The 18,668-nt window shown below is 63.3% G+C and carries 15 protein-coding genes; 8 read left to right on the forward strand and 7 right to left on the reverse strand.

The window, feature by feature from the left end; genetic code table 11:
- Positions 1-78: 78 nt before the first annotated feature.
- On the reverse strand, positions 79-2,460 hold the full coding sequence (locus APH33_RS13265) for a glucose/quinate/shikimate family membrane-bound PQQ-dependent dehydrogenase (RefSeq protein ID WP_054885589.1): 2,382 nt from the start codon (positions 2,458-2,460) through the stop codon (positions 79-81).
- 310 nt (positions 2,461-2,770) lie between these two features.
- Between APH33_RS13265 and APH33_RS13270 the strand changes: the two genes are divergently transcribed.
- From APH33_RS13270 to APH33_RS13305, 8 genes are all read left to right on the forward strand, one after another.
- Positions 2,771-4,015 (forward strand): OprD family porin, encoded by a 1,245-nt coding sequence (locus APH33_RS13270; protein ID WP_054885590.1) that lies wholly within the window; start codon positions 2,771-2,773, stop codon positions 4,013-4,015.
- A gap of 198 nt (positions 4,016-4,213) precedes the next feature.
- Positions 4,214-5,020: an NAD(P)-dependent oxidoreductase gene (locus APH33_RS13275; protein WP_054885591.1), complete on the forward strand. Its 807-nt coding sequence runs from the start codon at positions 4,214-4,216 to the stop codon at positions 5,018-5,020.
- Positions 5,021-5,044: 24 nt separating this feature from the next.
- Complete coding sequence (locus APH33_RS13280; protein ID WP_054885592.1) at positions 5,045-5,920, forward strand: SMP-30/gluconolactonase/LRE family protein; 876 nt, start codon at positions 5,045-5,047, stop codon at positions 5,918-5,920.
- Positions 5,921-5,994: 74 nt separating this feature from the next.
- Positions 5,995-6,966, forward strand: coding sequence for a TRAP transporter substrate-binding protein (locus APH33_RS13285; protein ID WP_054885593.1), 972 nt, complete (start codon positions 5,995-5,997; stop codon positions 6,964-6,966).
- A gap of 68 nt (positions 6,967-7,034) precedes the next feature.
- Positions 7,035-7,562, forward strand: a complete 528-nt coding sequence (locus APH33_RS13290; RefSeq protein WP_054885594.1) for a TRAP transporter small permease — start codon at positions 7,035-7,037, stop codon at positions 7,560-7,562.
- A complete protein-coding gene (locus APH33_RS13295; RefSeq protein WP_054885595.1) occupies positions 7,563-8,843 on the forward strand; it encodes a TRAP transporter large permease in 1,281 nt (426 codons plus the stop codon). It abuts the gene before it with no gap.
- 139 nt (positions 8,844-8,982) lie between these two features.
- Complete coding sequence (locus APH33_RS13300; protein ID WP_054885596.1) at positions 8,983-9,903, forward strand: DMT family transporter; 921 nt, start codon at positions 8,983-8,985, stop codon at positions 9,901-9,903.
- On the forward strand, positions 9,903-10,772 hold the full coding sequence (locus tag APH33_RS13305) for an aldose 1-epimerase (RefSeq protein ID WP_054885597.1): 870 nt from the start codon (positions 9,903-9,905) through the stop codon (positions 10,770-10,772). Before APH33_RS13300 ends, APH33_RS13305 begins: the two co-directional genes overlap by 1 nt.
- Before the next feature lie 44 nt (positions 10,773-10,816).
- Here the strand turns inward: APH33_RS13305 and APH33_RS13310 are convergent, their stop codons facing one another.
- The 6 genes from APH33_RS13310 to APH33_RS13335 form a co-directional block, all read right to left on the reverse strand.
- Positions 10,817-12,112: an MFS transporter gene (locus APH33_RS13310; RefSeq protein WP_054885598.1), complete on the reverse strand. Its 1,296-nt coding sequence runs from the start codon at positions 12,110-12,112 to the stop codon at positions 10,817-10,819.
- Positions 12,113-12,308: 196 nt separating this feature from the next.
- The gene (locus tag APH33_RS13315) at positions 12,309-13,205 is read right to left on the reverse strand and encodes a LysR family transcriptional regulator (protein ID WP_054885599.1); all 897 of its coding nucleotides are present in this window, start codon (positions 13,203-13,205) and stop codon (positions 12,309-12,311) included.
- 43 nt (positions 13,206-13,248) lie between these two features.
- Complete coding sequence (locus tag APH33_RS13320) at positions 13,249-15,261, reverse strand: pyridoxamine 5'-phosphate oxidase family protein (protein ID WP_054885600.1); 2,013 nt, start codon at positions 15,259-15,261, stop codon at positions 13,249-13,251.
- A gap of 28 nt (positions 15,262-15,289) precedes the next feature.
- The gene (locus tag APH33_RS13325) at positions 15,290-15,913 is read right to left on the reverse strand and encodes a glutathione S-transferase family protein (protein WP_054885601.1); all 624 of its coding nucleotides are present in this window, start codon (positions 15,911-15,913) and stop codon (positions 15,290-15,292) included.
- 124 nt (positions 15,914-16,037) lie between these two features.
- Positions 16,038-16,592: a UPF0149 family protein gene (locus APH33_RS13330; RefSeq protein WP_054885602.1), complete on the reverse strand. Its 555-nt coding sequence runs from the start codon at positions 16,590-16,592 to the stop codon at positions 16,038-16,040.
- Between the two features lie 193 nt (positions 16,593-16,785).
- Positions 16,786-18,429, reverse strand: coding sequence for an acetolactate synthase large subunit (locus APH33_RS13335; protein ID WP_054885603.1), 1,644 nt, complete (start codon positions 18,427-18,429; stop codon positions 16,786-16,788).
- Positions 18,430-18,668 lie beyond the last annotated feature (239 nt).

Here is an 18,668-nt window from a genome sequence, read left to right on the forward strand (position 1 = left end):
AGGGATCTGCTTTGCCATCAAGGGCGATGCAGTACCTGTGGGAGCGGGCGTGCCCGCGAATCGACCTGGAAAAGGCAGTTACTCAGGCAAGGCAAACGCCATCACATAGTCCCCTTGCCTGGTGCCCAGCGAGCCATGCCCGCCGGCCATCACCAGCACATACTGGCGCCCGTCCTTGCCGGTATAGGTCATCGGCGTGGTCTGCGCCCCTGCCGGCAACCGCCCTTCCCAGAGCACCTTGCCGTCGCGTACGTCATAGGCACGCAGGTACTGGTCGAGGGTACCGCTGAGGAACGCCAGGCCGCTGGCGGTGGTGAAGGCACCACCCAGGCTCGGTACGCCCATGGTCAGCGGGATCGGTACTGGCGAGCTGTCCCGCACAGTGCCGTTCTTGTGCTTCCAGATCACCTTGTGCGTGGTCAGGTCCACGGCCGCCACATAGCCCCAGGACGGTGCCTGGCACGGCAGCCCCATCGGCGACAGGAAGGCGCTCATGATCACGCCATAAGGTGCGCCCTTGTTCGGCTGGATGCCTTCGGTCTCGCTCTTGCGCGCCGGCTGCCCGGCGATCTTGGACGCTGGCACCAGCTGTGACTTGAACGCCATGTAGCTGGGGTTGACGAAGGCGATCTGGCGCACCGGGTCGACCGAAATGCCACCCCAGTCGAACACCCCGAAGTTGCCCGGATAAACCAGCGAGCCCTGCAGCGACGGCGGGGTGTAGATGCCTTCATAGCGCAGCGATCGGAAGTCGATGCGGCAGAGCATCTGGTCGAACGGCGTCACGCCCCACATGTCGCGCTCGTGCAGGGTCGGCGGCATGAAGTTGAGTTCGGACATCGGCTGGGTCGGCGAGGTGTGATCGCCTTCTACCGCACCTTGCGGCACCGGCGTCTCGTGGATAGGCACCAGCGGCTGGCCATTGCTGCGGTCGAGCACGTAGATGCTGCCTTGCTTGGTCGAGGCCATCACCGCAGGCTTCATGCCGTCGGCAGTCTTGATATCGATCAGGCTAGGCTGGCCGCCAACGTCCATGTCCCACAGGTCATGATGGGTGAACTGGTAGTTCCAGCGCACCTTGCCGGTGGCAATGTCCAGGGCCACCAGGCCGGCACTGAACTTCTCGGCTTCGGGCGTGCGGTTGCCACCCCACTGGTCAGGCATCTGGTTGCCCATGGGCAGGTACAGCAAGCCGAGTTTTTCATCGGCGCTGATCACCGACCACACGTTCGGTGAGTTACGGGTGTAGAACTGGCCATCGGCGATCGGCGTAGTAGCTTCGGGGTTGCCGCTGTCCCAGTTCCACACCAGCTTGCCGGTGACTGCGTCATAGGCGCGGACTACCCCAGACGGCTCATCGGTGGAGACGTTGTCGGTGACGTGGCCGCCGAGGATCAGCAGGCCGCCGGCCACGGTGGGTGGCGAGGTGGAGTAGTAACCACCGGGGGCGAAGGTACCGATGTTGCGGGTCAGGTCGATCTGGCCGTTGTCGCCAAAGCCCTCGCACTGCTTGCCGGTATCGGCATCCAAGGCAATAAGGCGGGTGTCGGCAGTGGGCACGTAGACACGCTTGGCGCAGGCTTGGCCTGCAGCGGTGCTCGCCTGGGACTTGGCCGTGTCGAAGTAGGCCACGCCACGGCAGGTCATGTGCGCCCAGCCCTTGAAGTTGGCAGCGTTCTGAGTGCTGAGCTTGGGGTCGAAACGCCAGATTTCCTTGCCGCTATCCGGGTCCAGGGCAATCACCTGGCTGTGCGGGGTGCACACGTAGAGCTTGCCGTTGACCTTTAGCGGGGTGTTCTCCGCAGTGGTCTCGCCCGGATCATTAGGGCCGGGAATATCACCGGTCCGGTAGGTCCAGGCCAGCTTGAGCTTGCCGACGTTCTCCGGGGTAATCTGCTTGAGCGGCGAGTAGCGATCACCGAACTCGGTGCGGCCGTAGGATTGCCAGTCACCGTCGGGCATTTGCGGCGCCGCGCTGGTGGTGCCTGCGGTTTCCCGGTCGAGACGGCCGACGACGGTATCGGGATGGGTGAACTGGCTGGCCAGGGCCATCAGCCCCGCCACAACCACGGCCAGGCCCAGCACGCCATTGCCCAAGAGGTAGGGCTGGCCAAGGGTCAGCGGCCTGCGCAGCCAAGGCAACAGCAGGACCAGGCCAAGGACGAACCATAGCGCCAGGCGCGGTACCAGTTGCCACCAGTCCAGACCTACCTCCATCACTGACCACAACGTACTCAGCAGCAGCACGATGCCATAGACGCTCAGCGCCTCGCGGCGCACGGCCAGCAGCAGGCCAGCGGTGATCAGGATGCCGATGCCGGCCAGGAGGTAATACAGCGAGCCGCCGAGGCCCATCAGCTTGATGCCGCCGGCTACCAGGGCCAGGCCCATCAGCAGAAAGAGCACGCCTAGCAGCCTGGGCAGCAAGCGTGAGGGTTGCGAAGCACGGGTTGTGCTCATGGGTGAATTCTCCGTTTCCATTGGACTGAATCGATTAGCCCTTCAGCAGCGAAGAATAGTATTACGAAATGATTCTGCGACTAACCGTCGCGCCAAAGGGACTCCGTTGCCGCAAATGCAACAATATTCCCCGACGTCATCGTATGACCTTGGCTTTATCTGAACCTTGATCTAGAGCGCTCGCTGGCGAGGTTTCACTTGACTGCGCTAATTCATTGCGATCTTCGACGTTGACAGTGCATTTCCCGCTTGATAAAAAACGCCGCAGTTGTACGACAACACATAACAAAAACAACAGCGGACCCACCCCATGTCGAAAATCTGCCATATCCCCCTTCCCTTTGCGCTACTCGGCGCCAGCCTGCTCGGCGGCATGCCGGGCATCAGCCTCGCCCAGGGCTTCGTCGAAGACAGCAAGGCCGTGTTGGGCCTGCGCAACTTCTACATCAACCGTAACTTCACCAACCCCGGCAACCCACAGAGCAAAGCTGAAGAATGGACCCAAAGCTTCATTCTCGACGCCCGTTCCGGCTTCACCGAGGGGCCGGTGGGGTTTGGCGCGGATGTGCTGGGGCTGTGGTCGCTCAAGCTCGATGGCGGTGGCGGCACCTACGGCACGGCGCTGCTGCCACGCCATGACGACGGCAAGCCGGCGGATGACTACGGGCGTCTGGCAGTAGCAGGCAAAGCGCGTATTTCCAAGACCGAACTGAAGATCGGCGAGTGGATGCCGGTGCTGCCGATTTTGCGCTCTGACGATGGTCGCTCACTGCCGCAGACCTTCCGCGGCGGCCAGGTAACCTCCAGCGAAATTGGCGGGCTGACCCTGTATGGCGGCCAGTTCCGCGGCAACAGCCCGCGCAACGATGCGAGCATGGAAGACATGAGCTACGGCGGCGGCGTATCGGACCGCTTCAACTTTGTCGGTGGCGAATACACGTTCAACCAGAACCGCACCCTGGTCGGGCTATGGAAGGCGGTGCTCAAGGACGTCTACGCGCAGCAATACCTGCAACTGAGCCACAGCCAGCCGCTGGGCGACTGGACCCTCGGCGCCAACCTGGGTTACTTCCGTGGCGGCGAGGACGGCTCGGAACGTGCCGGCAAGCTGGACAACAAGACCTATTCGGGGATGTTCTCGGCCCGCTACGGCGGTAACACCTTCTGGATCGGGCTGCAGAAAGTCGATGGCGATACCTGGATGCGGGTCAATGGCACCAGCGGCGGGACCTTAGCCAACGACAGCTACAACTCCAGCTTCGACAATGCCGAAGAGCGCTCGTGGCAGGTGCGCCATGACTTCAACTTCGTGACGCTCGGGGTGCCCGGGCTGACCTTGATGAACCGCTATATCAGTGGCCGCGACGTGCACACCGGGGCGGTGACCGACGGCAAGGAGTGGGTGCGCGAGTCGGAGCTGGCCTATGTGATCCAGAGCGGGCCGTTCAAGGACCTGAGCGTGAAGTGGCGCAACTCGAGCATTCGGCGCGACTACAGCAACAACGAATTCGATGAGAACCGGTTGATCTTCAACTATCCCCTGTCGTTGCTGTAATGCGGCCCTTGTGGGAGCGGGCGCGCCCGCGAAACAGGCGACGCGGTGGATGGCACCGGCTCTGCCGGTGTTCGCGGGCATGCCCGCTCCCACAGGGCCATGAAAACGCCCAAAAGCAGCATTGACAACCTCGGGAAGCGCTGCCGATAATCAGGCCTAGTCATACGACAACTTACAACAATTACAAGTAGAGCCGCCATGACCACCACCCCCTTCAAGCGCCTGCTGCTCACCGGAGCCGCAGGCGGCCTGGGCAAGGTGCTTCGCCAACGCCTCACCGGCTTCGCCGAAGTCCTGCGCCTTTCCGATATCGCGCCGATGGCCCCTGCCACTGGCCCCCATGAAGAAGTTGTCCTTTGCGACTTGGCCGACAAGGCCGCGGTCCATGCCCTGGTCGAAGGCGTCGACGCTATCGTCCACTTCGGGGGCGTGTCCACCGAGCATTCCTTCGAGGACATCCTCGGCCCCAATATCTGCGGCGTGTTCCACATCTACGAAGCCGCACGCAAGCACGGGGTCAAGCGCATCATCTTCGCCAGCTCCAACCATGTGATTGGCTTCTATCATCAGGACCAGACGATCGACGCCCATGCCCTGCGCCGCCCCGACAGCTACTATGGCCTGTCCAAGTGCTACGGCGAGGATGTCGCCAGCTTCTACTTCGACCGCTACGGCATCGAGACCGTCAGCATCCGCATCGGCTCCTCGTTCGACGAGCCACAGAACCTACGCATGCTCAGCACCTGGCTGAGCTACGACGACCTCACTCAGCTGATCGAGCGCGGCCTGTTCACCGCCGATGTCGGCCACACCGTGGTCTACGGCGCCTCAGACAACCGCACCGTCTGGTGGGACAACCGCCATGCTGCGCACCTGGGCTACCAACCCAAGGACACCTCGGAAGTGTTTCGCGCCGCAGTTCAGGCCAAACCGGCGCCCGCCGCCGACGACCCAAGCATGGTCTACCAGGGTGGCGCCTTCGTCGCTGCCGGCCCGTTCAGCTGATACCCCCTGCCTGGAGGCTCCAGCATGCACTGCGAACTGATCGTCGACGCCCGCAATGGCACCGGTGAAAGCCCTGTATGGCACCCCAGCGAACAGGCCCTGTACTGGGTCGATATTCCGGCCCGCCAGTTGCACCGCTGGCAGGACGGCGCCCATCAGGTCTGGCAGGGTGACGAGATGCTCGCCTGCATCGCCCGCAGCGAAGGGGGCTGGATCGCTGGCATGGAAAGCGGCATCTTCCAACTGCGGGCCCAGGCCGACGGCCACCTCGACAGCCGCCGGCTCGCCGCAGTCGAACACCCGCACCACGGCATGCGCTTCAACGATGGCCGCTGCGACCGCCAGGGCCGGTTCTGGGCCGGCAGCATGTTGATGGACATGCAGCAAGGCGCCCATGTCGGCGCGCTGTACCGGCTCGATGGCGAGGGCCGCTTGCACCAGCAGCTCAAGGACATGATCGTGCCCAACGGCCTGGCCTTCAGCCCGGACGGCACGCGCATGTACCTGTCGGACTCGCATCCCAACGTGCAGAAGATCTGGACCTTCGATTACGACACCGACAGCGGCACCCCGCACAACCAGCGGCTGTTCGTCGACATGCGCGCCTTCCCCGGCCGCCCCGACGGCGCCGCCATCGATGCCGACGGCTGCTACTGGATCTGCGGCAACGACGCCGGGCAGATCCACCGGTTCACCCCCGACGGGCGGCTCGACCGCTCGCTCAGCGTGCCGGTAAAGAAACCGGCGATGTGCGCCTTCGGCGGGGCCAACCTCGACACCTTGTTCGTCACCTCGATCCGCCCTGCAGGCACTGACCTCAGCGACCAGCCCCTGGCCGGTGGCGTATTTGCCCTGCACCCCGGCGTCCAAGGCCTGGAGGAACCTGCCTGGCGCGGCTGACCGCGGCCCATGCAACACCGCAGCACCCGACACTCGCGCGCGAAACCAGATAATAAAAACCACGGAGTTTCACCATGACCTTCAAACGCAAGCTGCTTCTTGCCGTACTCCCATTCGCGTTCAGCCTGTCATTGCCGGCCTCGGCACTCGACATCAAGTTCGCCGAGATCCACCCGGCCGGCTACCCGACCGTGGTCGCCGAACAGAACATGGGCAAGAAGCTCGAACAGGCCAGCAATGGCGAAATCACCTTCAAGATGTTCGCCGGCGGCGTGCTGGGTTCGGAAAAGGAAGTGATCGAGCAGGCGCAGATCGGTGCCGTGCAGATGACCCGCGTCAGCCTCGGTATCGTCGGCCCGGTGGTACCGGACGTGAACGTGTTCAACATGCCGTTCGTGTTCCGTGACCATGAGCACATGCGCAAGATCATCGATGGTGAAATCGGCCAGGAGATCCTCGACAAGATCACCAACTCCGAATTCAACCTGGTGGCGCTGGCCTGGATGGATGGCGGCTCACGCAGCCTCTACACCAAGAAGCCGGTGCGCCGCCTCGAGGACCTCAAGGGCATGAAAATCCGCGTGCAGGGCAACCCGCTGTTCATCGACATGATGAACGCCATGGGTGGCAATGGCATCGCCATGGACACCGGCGAAATCTTCAGCGCGCTGCAGACCGGGGTAATCGACGGCGCCGAGAACAACCCGCCGACCCTGCTCGAACACAACCACTACCAGAGCGCCAAGTACTTCACCCTGACCAATCACCTGATCCTGCCGGAGCCGGTGGTGATGTCCAAGACTACCTGGAACAAGCTCACGCCTGAGCAGCAGGTGCTGGTGAAGAAGGTTGCCCGTGAAGCGCAGATGGAAGAACGCGCACTGTGGGACGCCAAGTCCGCCGCCAGCGAAGAGAAGCTCAAGGCCGCCGGTGTCGAGTTCATCGCCGTCGACACCAAGCCGTTCTACGACGCCACCGCCCCGGTGCGCGAGAAGTACGGTGCGCAATATGCCGACCTGATGAAGCGTATCGACGCGGTCCAGTAACCCCGGCCCTCCTCCCAAGATGACCTCGGCAGCGCGACGCCCGTCGCCCTGCCGCTGTGGTGATGCCTATGAAAATGCTTTTCCTGAGCGTCAACGACACGCTGTACCGCACCTGCATCTGGGTCGCCGGCCTGTCGATCCTGACCATGTCGCTGATCATCCCCTGGGGCATCTTTGCCCGCTACGTGCTGGGTACCGGGTCCAGCTGGCCGGAGCCGGTGTCGATCCTGCTGATGGTGCTGTTCACCTTCATCGGCGCCGCCGCCAGCTACCGCGCCGGCGCGCACATGGCGGTGGCGATGATCACTGACCGCCTGCCGGAGCCGCTGCGTCGGCTGGTGGCGGTGTTCACTCAACTGTTGATGGTGGGGGTCTGCGTGTTCATGACCTGGTACGGCTACAAGCTGTGCGTCACCACCTGGAACCAGTACATGGCCTCGCTGCCCGGCGTACGGGTGGGCATGAGCTACGCGCCGATCCCGGTCGGCGGCGTGCTGACGCTGATCTTCGTGCTGGAGAAACTTCTGCTGGGCGACCAGAGCCAGCGCAAGGTGGTGCGCTTCGACCTGGTTGAAGAAAACGAGGGGGCGGCGTAAATGGATGCGTTCATTCTGTTGGGTAGCTTCATTGCGCTGATCCTGCTGGGCATGCCGGTGGCCTACGCCCTGGGCCTGTCGGCACTGATCGGCGCCTGGTACATCGACATCCCGCTGCAGGCGATGATGATCCAGGTCGCCAGTGGGGTTAACAAGTTTTCGCTGCTGGCCATTCCGTTCTTCGTGCTGGCCGGTGCGATCATGGCCGAGGGCGGCATGTCGCGGCGCCTGGTAGCGTTCGCCGGGGTGCTGGTGGGCTTCGTGCGCGGCGGGCTTTCGCTGGTGAACATCACCGCATCGACCTTCTTCGGTGCCATCTCCGGCTCGTCGGTGGCGGATACCGCATCGGTGGGCTCGGTGCTGATCCCGGAAATGGAGCGCAAGGGCTACCCGCGTGAATTCTCCACAGCCGTGACCGTGAGCGGCTCGGTGCAGGCCCTGCTGACGCCGCCGAGCCACAACTCGGTGCTGTACTCGCTGGCAGCTGGGGGGACGGTGTCGATCGCTTCGCTGTTCATGGCCGGGGTGATGCCGGGGCTGCTGCTGAGCGCTGTGATGATGGGCCTGTGCCTGATCTTCGCCAAGAAGCGCAACTACCCCAAGGGCGAGGTGATTCCGCTGCGCCAGGCGCTGAAGATTGCCGGTGAAGCCCTGTGGGGCCTGATGGCCATGGTGATCATCCTTGGCGGCATCCTGTCGGGTGTGTTCACCGCGACCGAATCGGCTGCGGTGGCGGTGGTGTGGTCGTTCTTCGTGACCATGTTCATCTATCGCGACTACAAGTGGCGCGACCTGCCCAAGCTGATGCACCGCACGGTACGCACCATCTCGATCGTGATGATCCTGATCGGCTTCGCCGCAAGCTTCGGCTATGTGATGACCCTGATGCAGATCCCGTCGAAGATCACCACGGCGTTCCTGACCCTGTCGGATAACCGCTACGTGATCCTGATGTGCATCAACTTCATGCTCCTGCTGCTGGGCACGGTGATGGACATGGCACCGCTGATTCTGATCCTCACGCCGATCCTGCTGCCGGTGATTACCGGTATCGGCGTGGACCCGGTGCACTTCGGCATGATCATGCTGGTCAACCTGGGGATCGGGCTGATCACCCCACCGGTGGGTGCGGTGCTGTTCGTCGGGTCAGCGATTGGCAAAGTCAGCATCGAGGCCACGGTGCAGGCGTTGCTGCCGTTCTACCTGGCGCTGTTCCTGGTGCTGATGGCGGTGACCTACATACCGGCCATCTCGCTGTGGCTGCCGAGCGTCGTCCTGTAATCGCAATGGGGGCCGCTTTGTGGCCCATTCGCGGGCACGCCCGCTCCCACAGGGATTGCGTGGTCCCTGTGGGAGCGGGCGTGCCCGCGAATGGGCTGCAAAGCAGCCCCCGGATTTCCCATGCAAACGGATCCTGCACATGGCTGCCCCCTCTTCTGCAACCACCCTCTTCCCGCGCAAACTGGCCATCGCCCTCCTGGCGCTGCTGGCCTGCTCGTTCGCCGGCAACCACATCGCCGCACGCATCGCCTTCGACGACGACACCGGGGTGCTGCTGGCCATTCTCTGCCGCTCGGGCATCACCTTCCTGGTGCTGGCCAGCCTGGTGCTATGGCAACGCCAGCCGCTCGGCCTGCCTGCCGGCACACGGCGCTGGCAGCTGCTGCTGGGCTTGCTGATCGCGACCCAGAGCCTGTGCCTGTATTCGGCGGTGGCACGCATTCCGGTCGCCCTGGCGCTGCTGGTGGGCAACACCTTCCCCATGCTCCTGGCACTGCTGACCTGGGCACTGGGCGGTACCCGCCCGAGCGGGCGCACGCTGCTGTTCATGGGGCTGATCCTGTGTGGCCTGGTGCTGGCGCTGGATGTTCCGGCACGCCTGGCCGACGGTGGCGATGCCAACCCGCACTGGACCTTGGGTGTGGGCCTGGCGTTCTGCGCCGCCTGCGTGTTTGCCTGCGCCCTGTGGATCACCGACCACAAGCTGGCCGCCGTACGCGGACCGGTGCGCAGCCTGCTGACTTTGCTGATCGTGTTCACCAGCATGCTGGCCGCTGGTATCAGCGGCGTGATGCCTGCCGGCTTGTCGCTGCCGGGCAGCTCCACCGGCTGGGTGGCACTGGCCAGCCTGGTGGTGCTGTATGGCGTGGCCTTCACTTTGCTGTTCGTCTGTGTGCCGAGGCTGAACATGGCGCAGAACGCACCGGTGATGAACGTAGAGCCCATCGCTACCCTGTTGTTGGGCTGGGCGTTGCTCGGCCAGCAACTCAGTGGCTTGCAATTGATTGGCGGTGCCGTAGTGGTGTGCGGCATCGTCCTGCTGACCTATCGGAGGCCCTGATGAGCGTCCCCCTGCTGCACCTGCAAGACCCGCTGACCCGCCTGAGCATCGCCCCTGAGCTGGGCGCCAGCCTGGTCAACTGGCAGGCCAGCGCCACCGGCCAGGCGCTGCTGCGCCCTGCCGACGCGGCCGCCCTGGCTAGCGGCAGCCCGCGGCGCCTGGGCTGCTACCCCTTGGTCCCCTGGTCCAACCGGATCGCCGAGGGCGGCTTCCAGCGCCCCGATGGCTGGCTGGCCCTGGCACCGAACACCGGGCACGATCCCTACCCGATCCACGGCAGTGCCTGGCAGCAGCCCTGGCAGGTGGAGCAGCACAGCGAGCACCGCGCCCGCCTGAGCCTCGACAGCACAATACCGTTTGCCTACCGTGCGACACTAGATGTGCACCTGCATGAGGGCTGCCTTGCCATCGATCTGCAGGCCACGCATCTGGATTCGGCGGCTAGCTGGTATGGCCTCGGGCTGCATCCTTACTTCCCGCGCCATCCTGATACGCGATTGCAGGCGCAGGCGCGCACCGTCTGGCTGGCGGAGAACGGTGCGTTGCCGTCACGGCAAGCCGAGGTACCTGATCACTGGAATTTCGCCCGCGCACGGACACTGCCGGCCACGGCGGTGGATCATGCCTTCAGCGAATGGCCCGGCCACTGCGTGATCGAGCAGCCGGGCGCGGGATATCGGCTGCTATGCAGTGCCAGCGGCGCCGAACATTTTCTGTTGTTCTGCCCGCACGAGCAGCCATTCTTCTGCTTCGAGCCAGTGAGCCACCCGATCAATGCGCATCACTTGCCAGGGCGACCAGGATTGAGACTGTTGCAGCAGGGAGAATCGATCAGCCTGGGATTGAGGATGCACTATCAGCCAATGTGACTGGCTGGGATTGGGGCTGCTTTACAGCCCCAAGACTTCAAGCCTTACGCCAGTGCCTCGGACGAGGTTGCCAACGACTCTGGCGAAGCAGCCCCATTCACCTCGCGTGCGACCTTCCATACCAGCACTGCCGCCACGATATCGAATGCCGCCAGCACCACGAACAGTGGGCTGTAGCCAATTTGCGTAACCAGGATGCCGAACACCAGGGTAAACAGCGCCGCGCCCAGGTAACCACACATCCCGCCCATGCCGGTCGCCGTCGCCACCTGGTCCTTGCTGAACGAATCCGAGGTGATCGAATACAGCGCCCCCGACAAGGTCTGGTGGGCAAAGCCGCCAATGCACAGCAGCAGGATCGCCGTGTACGGGCTTTCGACCAAACCGATACAGGCCGGGCCGATCATGCAGCTGGCGCCGAATACCAGCACCATCTTGCGTGAGGTGAACAGCGACACCTTGAAGTAACGATGGAACATTGGGCTCAGGTAGCCCCCAAGCACGCAGCCGATGTCGGCAGCCAGGAACGGCAGCCAGGCGAACATTGCCACTTCCTTGATGTTCATGTGCCGCTCGGTCATCAGGTACAGCGGGATCCAGGCGTTGAAGGTCTGCCAGGCCGGCTCGGAAAGAATGCGTGCCGAGGCGATCGCGTAGAAGTTGCGGGTTTTGAAGATGCGCTTCCACGCGCCCTTTTCACGCTGCTCGGCTTTGAAGTGGGCTTCCTGGCCGCTGAGAATGTAGTCACGCTCAGCGTCACTCAGGCGCTGCTGATCACGCGGATGCTTGTACAGCAGCATCCACAGCAGGGTCCACAGCACACCGGACGCGCCAACGATGACGAATGCCAGCTGCCAGCCACTGTGCAGGATCGCCCATACCACCAGCGGTGGCGCCAGCAATGCGCCCAAGGACGAGCCGATGTTGAACCAGCCGATGGCGACCGAGCGTTCCTTGGCCGGGAACCATTCGGTGGTGGCCTTGACCCCGGCCGGCAAGCCGGCCGCCTCGGTCATGCCCAGCAACCCGCGCAGGAACGCCATGCTCTGCCAACCGCTGGCCAGGGCGGCCCCCGCACAGGCCAGCGACCAGGCCAAGGCGAAGACGGCAAAGCCCAGTTTGGTGCCGATGAAATCGATGAGCCAGCCAGCAATCGGCTGCATGAGGGCGTAACACATCTGCCAGGTCGCGACGATCTTGGCGTATTGCTCGGTGGTGATGGATAGGTCGGTCATCAGGGTGGGAGCTGCCACCGAGAGGGTGTTGCGGGCGAGGTAGTTGACGACGAGCCCGGCCGTGACAAGGCTGACCATCCACCAACGGATGCCTTTGATCTTCATGGTTCACCTGAATCTTGTTTTTAGAGTGACGGGTGATCTGCCCCATGCGCCGGCAGGGCGAAATGAGACAAATTGTTTCAGGTGAAGAGTGCCATGTCGTAGGTCGTCGTACAACAATAAATATCAATGACCCGAGAAATCGAAAAGTTCGCAGCGAGCCTCTGATGAATCCTGCGTTGTTGTACGATCTCCTTGCTCAATCCAGGTGACGGGCTCGCAAATCCTGCGCCAGCATGTCGATGAACGAACGCACCTTGGCTGAGCCGTACTTGCTCTCTCGATGCAAGATATGGATCGGCCAGGGGGCCTCCTCGTAATCGGCAAGAATGACCTTCAGCTTGCCGCTGGCCAGCTCATCGACCACCTGATACGACAACAGCCTGGCAACGCCCAGTCCATCCACTGCCGCAGCGATCGCGCCATCGTTGCTGGTCACTGTCAGCCTCGGCTTCATGCGTACCAGGGTGGGTTCGTCGGCCAGGCCGAAGCGCCAGCCGGCGCGCGGCGAGAGGGTGGTAGTGGCGATCACCGCATGCTCCAGCAAGTCCGACGGGTGCTGCGGCTCGCCCCATCGGGCAAGGTAGTCGGGCGATGCACACAGCATCCGCCGCACCCGGCCCACGCGCAGCGCCTTGAGACCGGAGTCAGGCAGCGGCCCGATGCGCACGGCCACGTCCATGCCCTCCTCGACCATGTTCACCACGCGGTCGAGGAAGTACGCCGACACATCGACCTCGGGGTAGCGCTGCAGGTAGCGCACGATACAAGGCATGACGAACTTCTTGCCGAACAGGATCGGCGCGGTGATCGCCAGTTCACCCTTGGGCGTGGCGTTGATCCCGGCCGCAGCTTCGTTGGCTTCATGGATGCTGGCGAGAATGTGCCGGGTGTCTTCCAGGTAACGGCCGCCCGCATCGGTCAGCCGCACGCTGCGGGTGGTGCGCAACAGCAGCTTGACCCCGATCTGCTCTTCGAGGGCGCTGACGGCACGGGTAACGGCGGCCGGCGAGATGTCCAGGCGGCGGGCGGCAGCGGCAAAGCTTTCCAGCTCGCCGACAGCAACGAACACCTTCATCAGGTGGATCTGGTCCATGCACGCTCCTGAGCATCGGGGATGCGGGAGATTATCGGCTGCCTTAAAGCTCAAGCACCAGTGCCTGCGCTGGCACGGCACAACAGATCAGCGCAGTGCCTTCCTCCGGCATCTCGGCAGGGGGATTCGGGTAATGCACCTGCCCACTCACCACCTTGGTCTTGCACGTCCCGCAAGACCCACCCCGGCAACTGAACTCCGGTGACAGCCCGCGCGCCTCGGCCAGCTCCAGCAAGGTCCCAGCTCCCGGTGCCCAACGCGCCTCCTTGGCCGAGCTGGCGAAGTACACGGGTACCGGCTCGCTGGCAGCCGGCGGCTGCTGTAGCGTGGGGCGCTGGTCGTCGCCATGCCGGCGCAGTGTCGATGGCCCGAAGGCTTCGGCATGAATGCGGGCATCCGGCACATGCACGCCGCGCAATCCCTCATAAAGATCCTGGGTGAAGCTGGCCGGCCCACACAGGTAGAAGTCGTAATCATCCAGTGCCAGCGCGCCCTTCACCTGCTCGATGCCCAGTCGCCCGACGTGCTCGAAGTCACGCCCTTGCACGGCTTCGGCCTCAGGCTGGCTCAACGAACGATGCACGCTCAAGCCAGGGCCGGCTCGCTGACGCAGTTCGGCCAGTTCCTGCTGGAACGGCAGATCACTCAGGCTGCGGGCGCCGTGGAACAAATGGATGCGGCGCGCCTGCCCGTTCGCCAACAGCTCGCGCAGCATGGCGATCAGCGGTGTGATGCCCACCCCCGCACCGATCAGCACGACAGGCCTGGTGCTGACGCTGTCCAGGATGAAGCTGCCCATCGGCAGGCGTACTTCCAGCCTGTCCCCTGCCCTGACACGCTCATGCAGAAAGCGCGACGCCGGGCCCTGCGCCTTGACGCTGATCCGCAGGTAGCCATCGGACGGCGCGCAGGACAGGCTGTAGGTGCGAATCAGCGGCGCATCGGCCCCCAGCGGGATACGCACGGGAATATGCTGGCCGGGCGAGAAGGTCACCGGCTCATCCGCGGCCAGATAGAACGAGCGTATGTCTCGACTCTCCTGCTCCACCCGCGCCACCCGCCAGGTCAGCCACTGGCGTTGCCGCTCACGCAGCTCAAGCCGCTGCTGCGCCTCGGCCCAGGTGCCGGTCATCAAGCTGGTTGGCGCGTACTCCTCGAAGGCCCAGCGCAAACTCACCGCCGCCCGGCGCAGGACCACCTGCTCGATGTCCAGTGTCCATAACCGCTCGGCGCCTTCGAATACCGTGATCAGCGGGCTGTCGAGTATCACCTCGGTGCGCCCGGTCACTTGCAGCACATCACCACTGCTGAAGTCGACGAACAACAGCCCGGCCACCGGGTTTTCCAGCAGGTTGCCAAGGGTGTTGAAATGCAGGTTGCCGGCATAGTCTGGAATGCTCAGGCGGTTGCCTTCGACCCGAACGAAGCCGGGGCGGCCGCCTCGGTGCGAGACGTCCACCGAACGGTGCCCGTCGGCGTGGTCGATGTAACTGGCGACGAAGAACGTGTCCGCGTTTGCGATCATCTGGGCGGTCGTTGCGTCCAGCCCTCGCGCATCAATCCGCCCTTGTTGCGGTTCATCGACACGGGTGTACTGGCGCAGCTGGATGTACTGCGGGCAATTGCCGAAAGACTGCTCGACCCGCACCTGCAGCGCACCACTTGCACCCTGAGCGATCAGCCCGTTGATGCGGTTACGCCGGCGCGTATGCAATTCGATACCGAGCAGGCCGATGGCCCCGCCAGCAGCAAGCCCTGGCGCTGCAGGGTCGTCGCTGGCCGGGTGGCAGTCGATCAGCAATTGCCGTGGGTCAGGCGAGCTGACGAAGCCTGCCGGGCCCTCGAGCAACGTCGCCCAAGGTTTGCCGCCCTGGTCTACAGCACCGGCAACGATGAATGGCAATTGCTGGTAGAACGCGCGGTGCTGGTCGGGCATGTAGTCGCGGATGACTTTCTGCCCGAACACTTCCATGCGCTCCGAAACACCGACCTGTTCTTGCAGGCGCTTCTCGCCGGCATGCCAGGGCGAAGTGCGATGGCTGGGGAGTTGCTGCATGGCGGCAGTCCTCGTGTGGAGTAGCGGCTCAGATACTGGTCTGCAAGCCAATGGCCGTGCGCGGCATGGCGACAAAGCCAGGCAATGCTTCTATCCGGGCCAGCCAGGCACGCACGTTGGGATAGGGTTCCAGCGAGACATTGCCCTCGGGTGCGTGGGCAATGTAGGAATAGTTGGCGACGTCGGCGATGGTCGGCTCGCTGCCGGCGAGGAACGCCGACTTGGCCAGCTCGGCGTCCATCACCTTGAGCAAGGTGTGTGCTCGCGCAATGACTTCGTCGGTGTTGAACGAAGCGCCGAACACGGTCACTAGGCGGGCGGCTGCGGGGCCGAAGGCCAGCGGCCCGGCTGCAACCGACAACCAGCGCTGCACGCGTGCCGCTTTGACCGGGTCATGGGGTAACCACTTGCCCGCCTTGTCGTAGGTGCTGGCCAGGTACACCAGAATGGCATTGGAATCAGCGATCACGGTGCCGTTGTCATCGATCACCGGTACCTGGCCAAACGGATTGAGGGCGAGGAATTCCGGCTGCTTGTGCGCACCTTTGGCCAGGTCGACGAACACCAGTTCGGTAGGCAGGCCGAGCAGCGACAGCATCAGCTCGATGCGGTGGGCGTGGCCGGACTTGGGGAAGTTGTAAAGTTTGATCATGGGCTGGGCTCCAGGGCCGGCATCGGGGTGATGCCAGGTGGAACCCATCCTGCACTGATCCGGCGGGCAGCAGAATCAGCGTGAGGAGCAAACCATAATTTCGCCTAGTGGAATAATAGGCCGGTCAGTGCCGCGACTGCTTCTGATAGCGATACAGCCCGCGCGCTGCCTCGACCACGTGCGGCACGCAAGCCTGCAATTCATCGAAACTCATGGCATCGAGCAATTCGAAGTTGTCTTCCAGCCCATGCAGTGAGATCGCCTTGAGCAACTGCTCCTGCTCTGGCGGCAGCTCCCCCCAACCCGCCACCTGCGTGCCGCGCATGTAACCGAAGCACCACTCTTCCATGATGATCGCTGGCCCCTCCTCGGCCTCGCTCTCTTCGAACAACGGCTCGAAGCTTTCGAGGTCCTGCGCCAGTTGCTCGGCGATCTGGTAGGCATAGCGCAGCATCAAGGCGGTGTAGGCCTCTTCATGGGCGGGTTTCTTGAACTTCGGCACCTTGCCGCCAGCGACTGTAGGCAACCATTGCTCGGGCAGCACGTCGACCGGCGAGCTGGCCAGGGCGGTGAAAAAGCCGTTGAGCTCGGCCAGGTTGAGCACCGAATAGTCGTTGCCGTAGGTGATCAGCAAGTCTTCGAGGCGGGCGAGTTCTTTTTCGCTGAGGGCAGGGAGCATGTGCGGGTATCCTGGGGTGAAGAGTTGCCTGCACCCTAGCACATGGGGGATCGGATCTGCAGAAAGCATTCTGCGGCGGTTCGACACCCCGCTGAACCTGCGGCCAAGGGTTGCACAACTTTCGCAAGCTGTGCGGTCCCAGTGGCAGCGGGTTCAGCGGGGCGGCGAACCGCCGCGAATAGGCCCTTAAGCCTTAAACCGCCAGCGCACGCTCACGCAGCTCGCTGTTGAGGATGCGGTCGTTCTCGCTGTAGTCGACCGGGCAGTCGATTACGTGCACGCCAGGGGTCTTGATGCAGTGCTCGAGCAGTGGCAGCAAGGCTTCGGCGCTTTCGACGCGGTGACCATTGGCACCGTAGGCTTCGGCGTATTTGACGAAGTCCGGGTTGCCGTAGTCCAGGCCGAAATCGGTGAAGCCCATGTTGGCCTGTTTCCAGCGGATCATGCCGTAGCCATCGTCACGCAGGATCACCACGGTGATGTGCATGCCCAGACGGACTGCGGTTTCCAGCTCCTGGCTGTTCATCATGAAGCCGCCGTCGCCGCACACCGAGATCACCGGGCGGTCCGGGTACACCAGGTGCGAAGCCATGGCCGATGGCAGGCCTGCGCCCATGGTCGCCAGGGCGTTGTCGAGCAGTACGGTGTTCGGCTTGTGCGCCTTGTAGTTACGGGCGAACCAGATCTTGTAGATGCCGTTGTCCAGGGCCACGATGCCTTCGGACGGCAGCACGCGACGGATGTCGGCGACCAGACGCTGCGGGTAGACCGGGAAGCGATTGTCGTCGGCGCCTTCGGCGATCTGCGCCTCGTTCGCTTCACGAATGGCCATCAGACGGGTGAAGTCCCAGTGCGCGGTGTCGTTCAGTGCTTCGCTGATCTGCCACACGGCGTTGGCAATGTCGCCGATCACTTCGACCTGCGGGAAGTACACGGCATCGACTTCGGCGGAGCGGAAGCTGATGTGGATGACTTCGGTGCCACCACGGACCATGAAGAATGGCGGCTTCTCGATCACGTCGTGGCCGATGTTGATGATCAGGTCGGCGGCTTCAATGGCACGGTGGACGAAGTCACCGGACGACAGCGCAGCGTTGCCGAGGAAGCGCGGGTGGCGCTCGTCGACCACACCTTTACCCATCTGGGTGGTGATGAACGGGATACCGGTCTTGTCGATCAACTGCTTGAGGACCTTGGCGGTCATCTTGCGGTTGGCGCCGGCGCCGATCACCAGGATCGGGCTACGGGCCTTGTGCAGTTTCTCTACAGCGGCTTCGATGGCCACGTGCTCGGCCAGCGGGCGACGGTGCAGGCTGCGCGGGATCGGCAGGGCGTCGGTCTGCTCGGCGGCGATGTCTTCCGGCAGCTCCAGGTGCACAGCGCCCGGCTTTTCTTCTTCAGCCAGGCGGAACGCTTCGCGCATACGGGCCGGGATGTTGTCGGCCGAGGCGAACTGGTGAGTGTACTTGGTGATGGGATCCATCATGCCGCACACATCAATGATCTGGAAGCGGCCCTGCTTTGACTTCTTGATCGGTTTCTGGCCGGTGATCATCATCATCGGCATGCCGCCCAGGTAGGCGTATGCACTGGCGGTTACCAGGTTGGTCGCACCAGGGCCCAGGGTCGACAGGCTGACGCCAGTCTTGCCGGTCAGGCGACCATAGGTGGCAGCCATGAAGCCCGCGGACTGCTCGTGGCGGGTCAGTACCAGCTTGATCTTCGACTTGCGCAGGGATTCCAGCAGGTCGAGGTTTTCCTCACCAGGAATGCCGAACACATACTCGACACCTTCGTTTTCCAGGCATTGCACAACGACATCGGCGGCCTTGGCCATCTTGCTTGTAACCTCAAGTGATCGGACGGAAAGTCCAGAAATGCGCAGCACGGTACGCTGGCATCGCTCGGTTCGGGGGCCAGGATTGCCCCGAACTTAAGTCTTGACGCAGCTTAAGCGCAAACAAGTCACGTTAATTTGCGAGAAATATTGTCGCACCGTACAGACGGCACAGATAGGAGGATACAGACAAAAGACATTTGGCTGCAGCGTCATAGCGCCGCATTGCCGGAGGACGG

Origin of the sequence: Pseudomonas sp. NBRC 111130 (genome assembly GCF_001320485.1) — a bacterium.
Lineage (GTDB): Bacteria > Pseudomonadota > Gammaproteobacteria > Pseudomonadales > Pseudomonadaceae > Aquipseudomonas > Aquipseudomonas vlassakiae.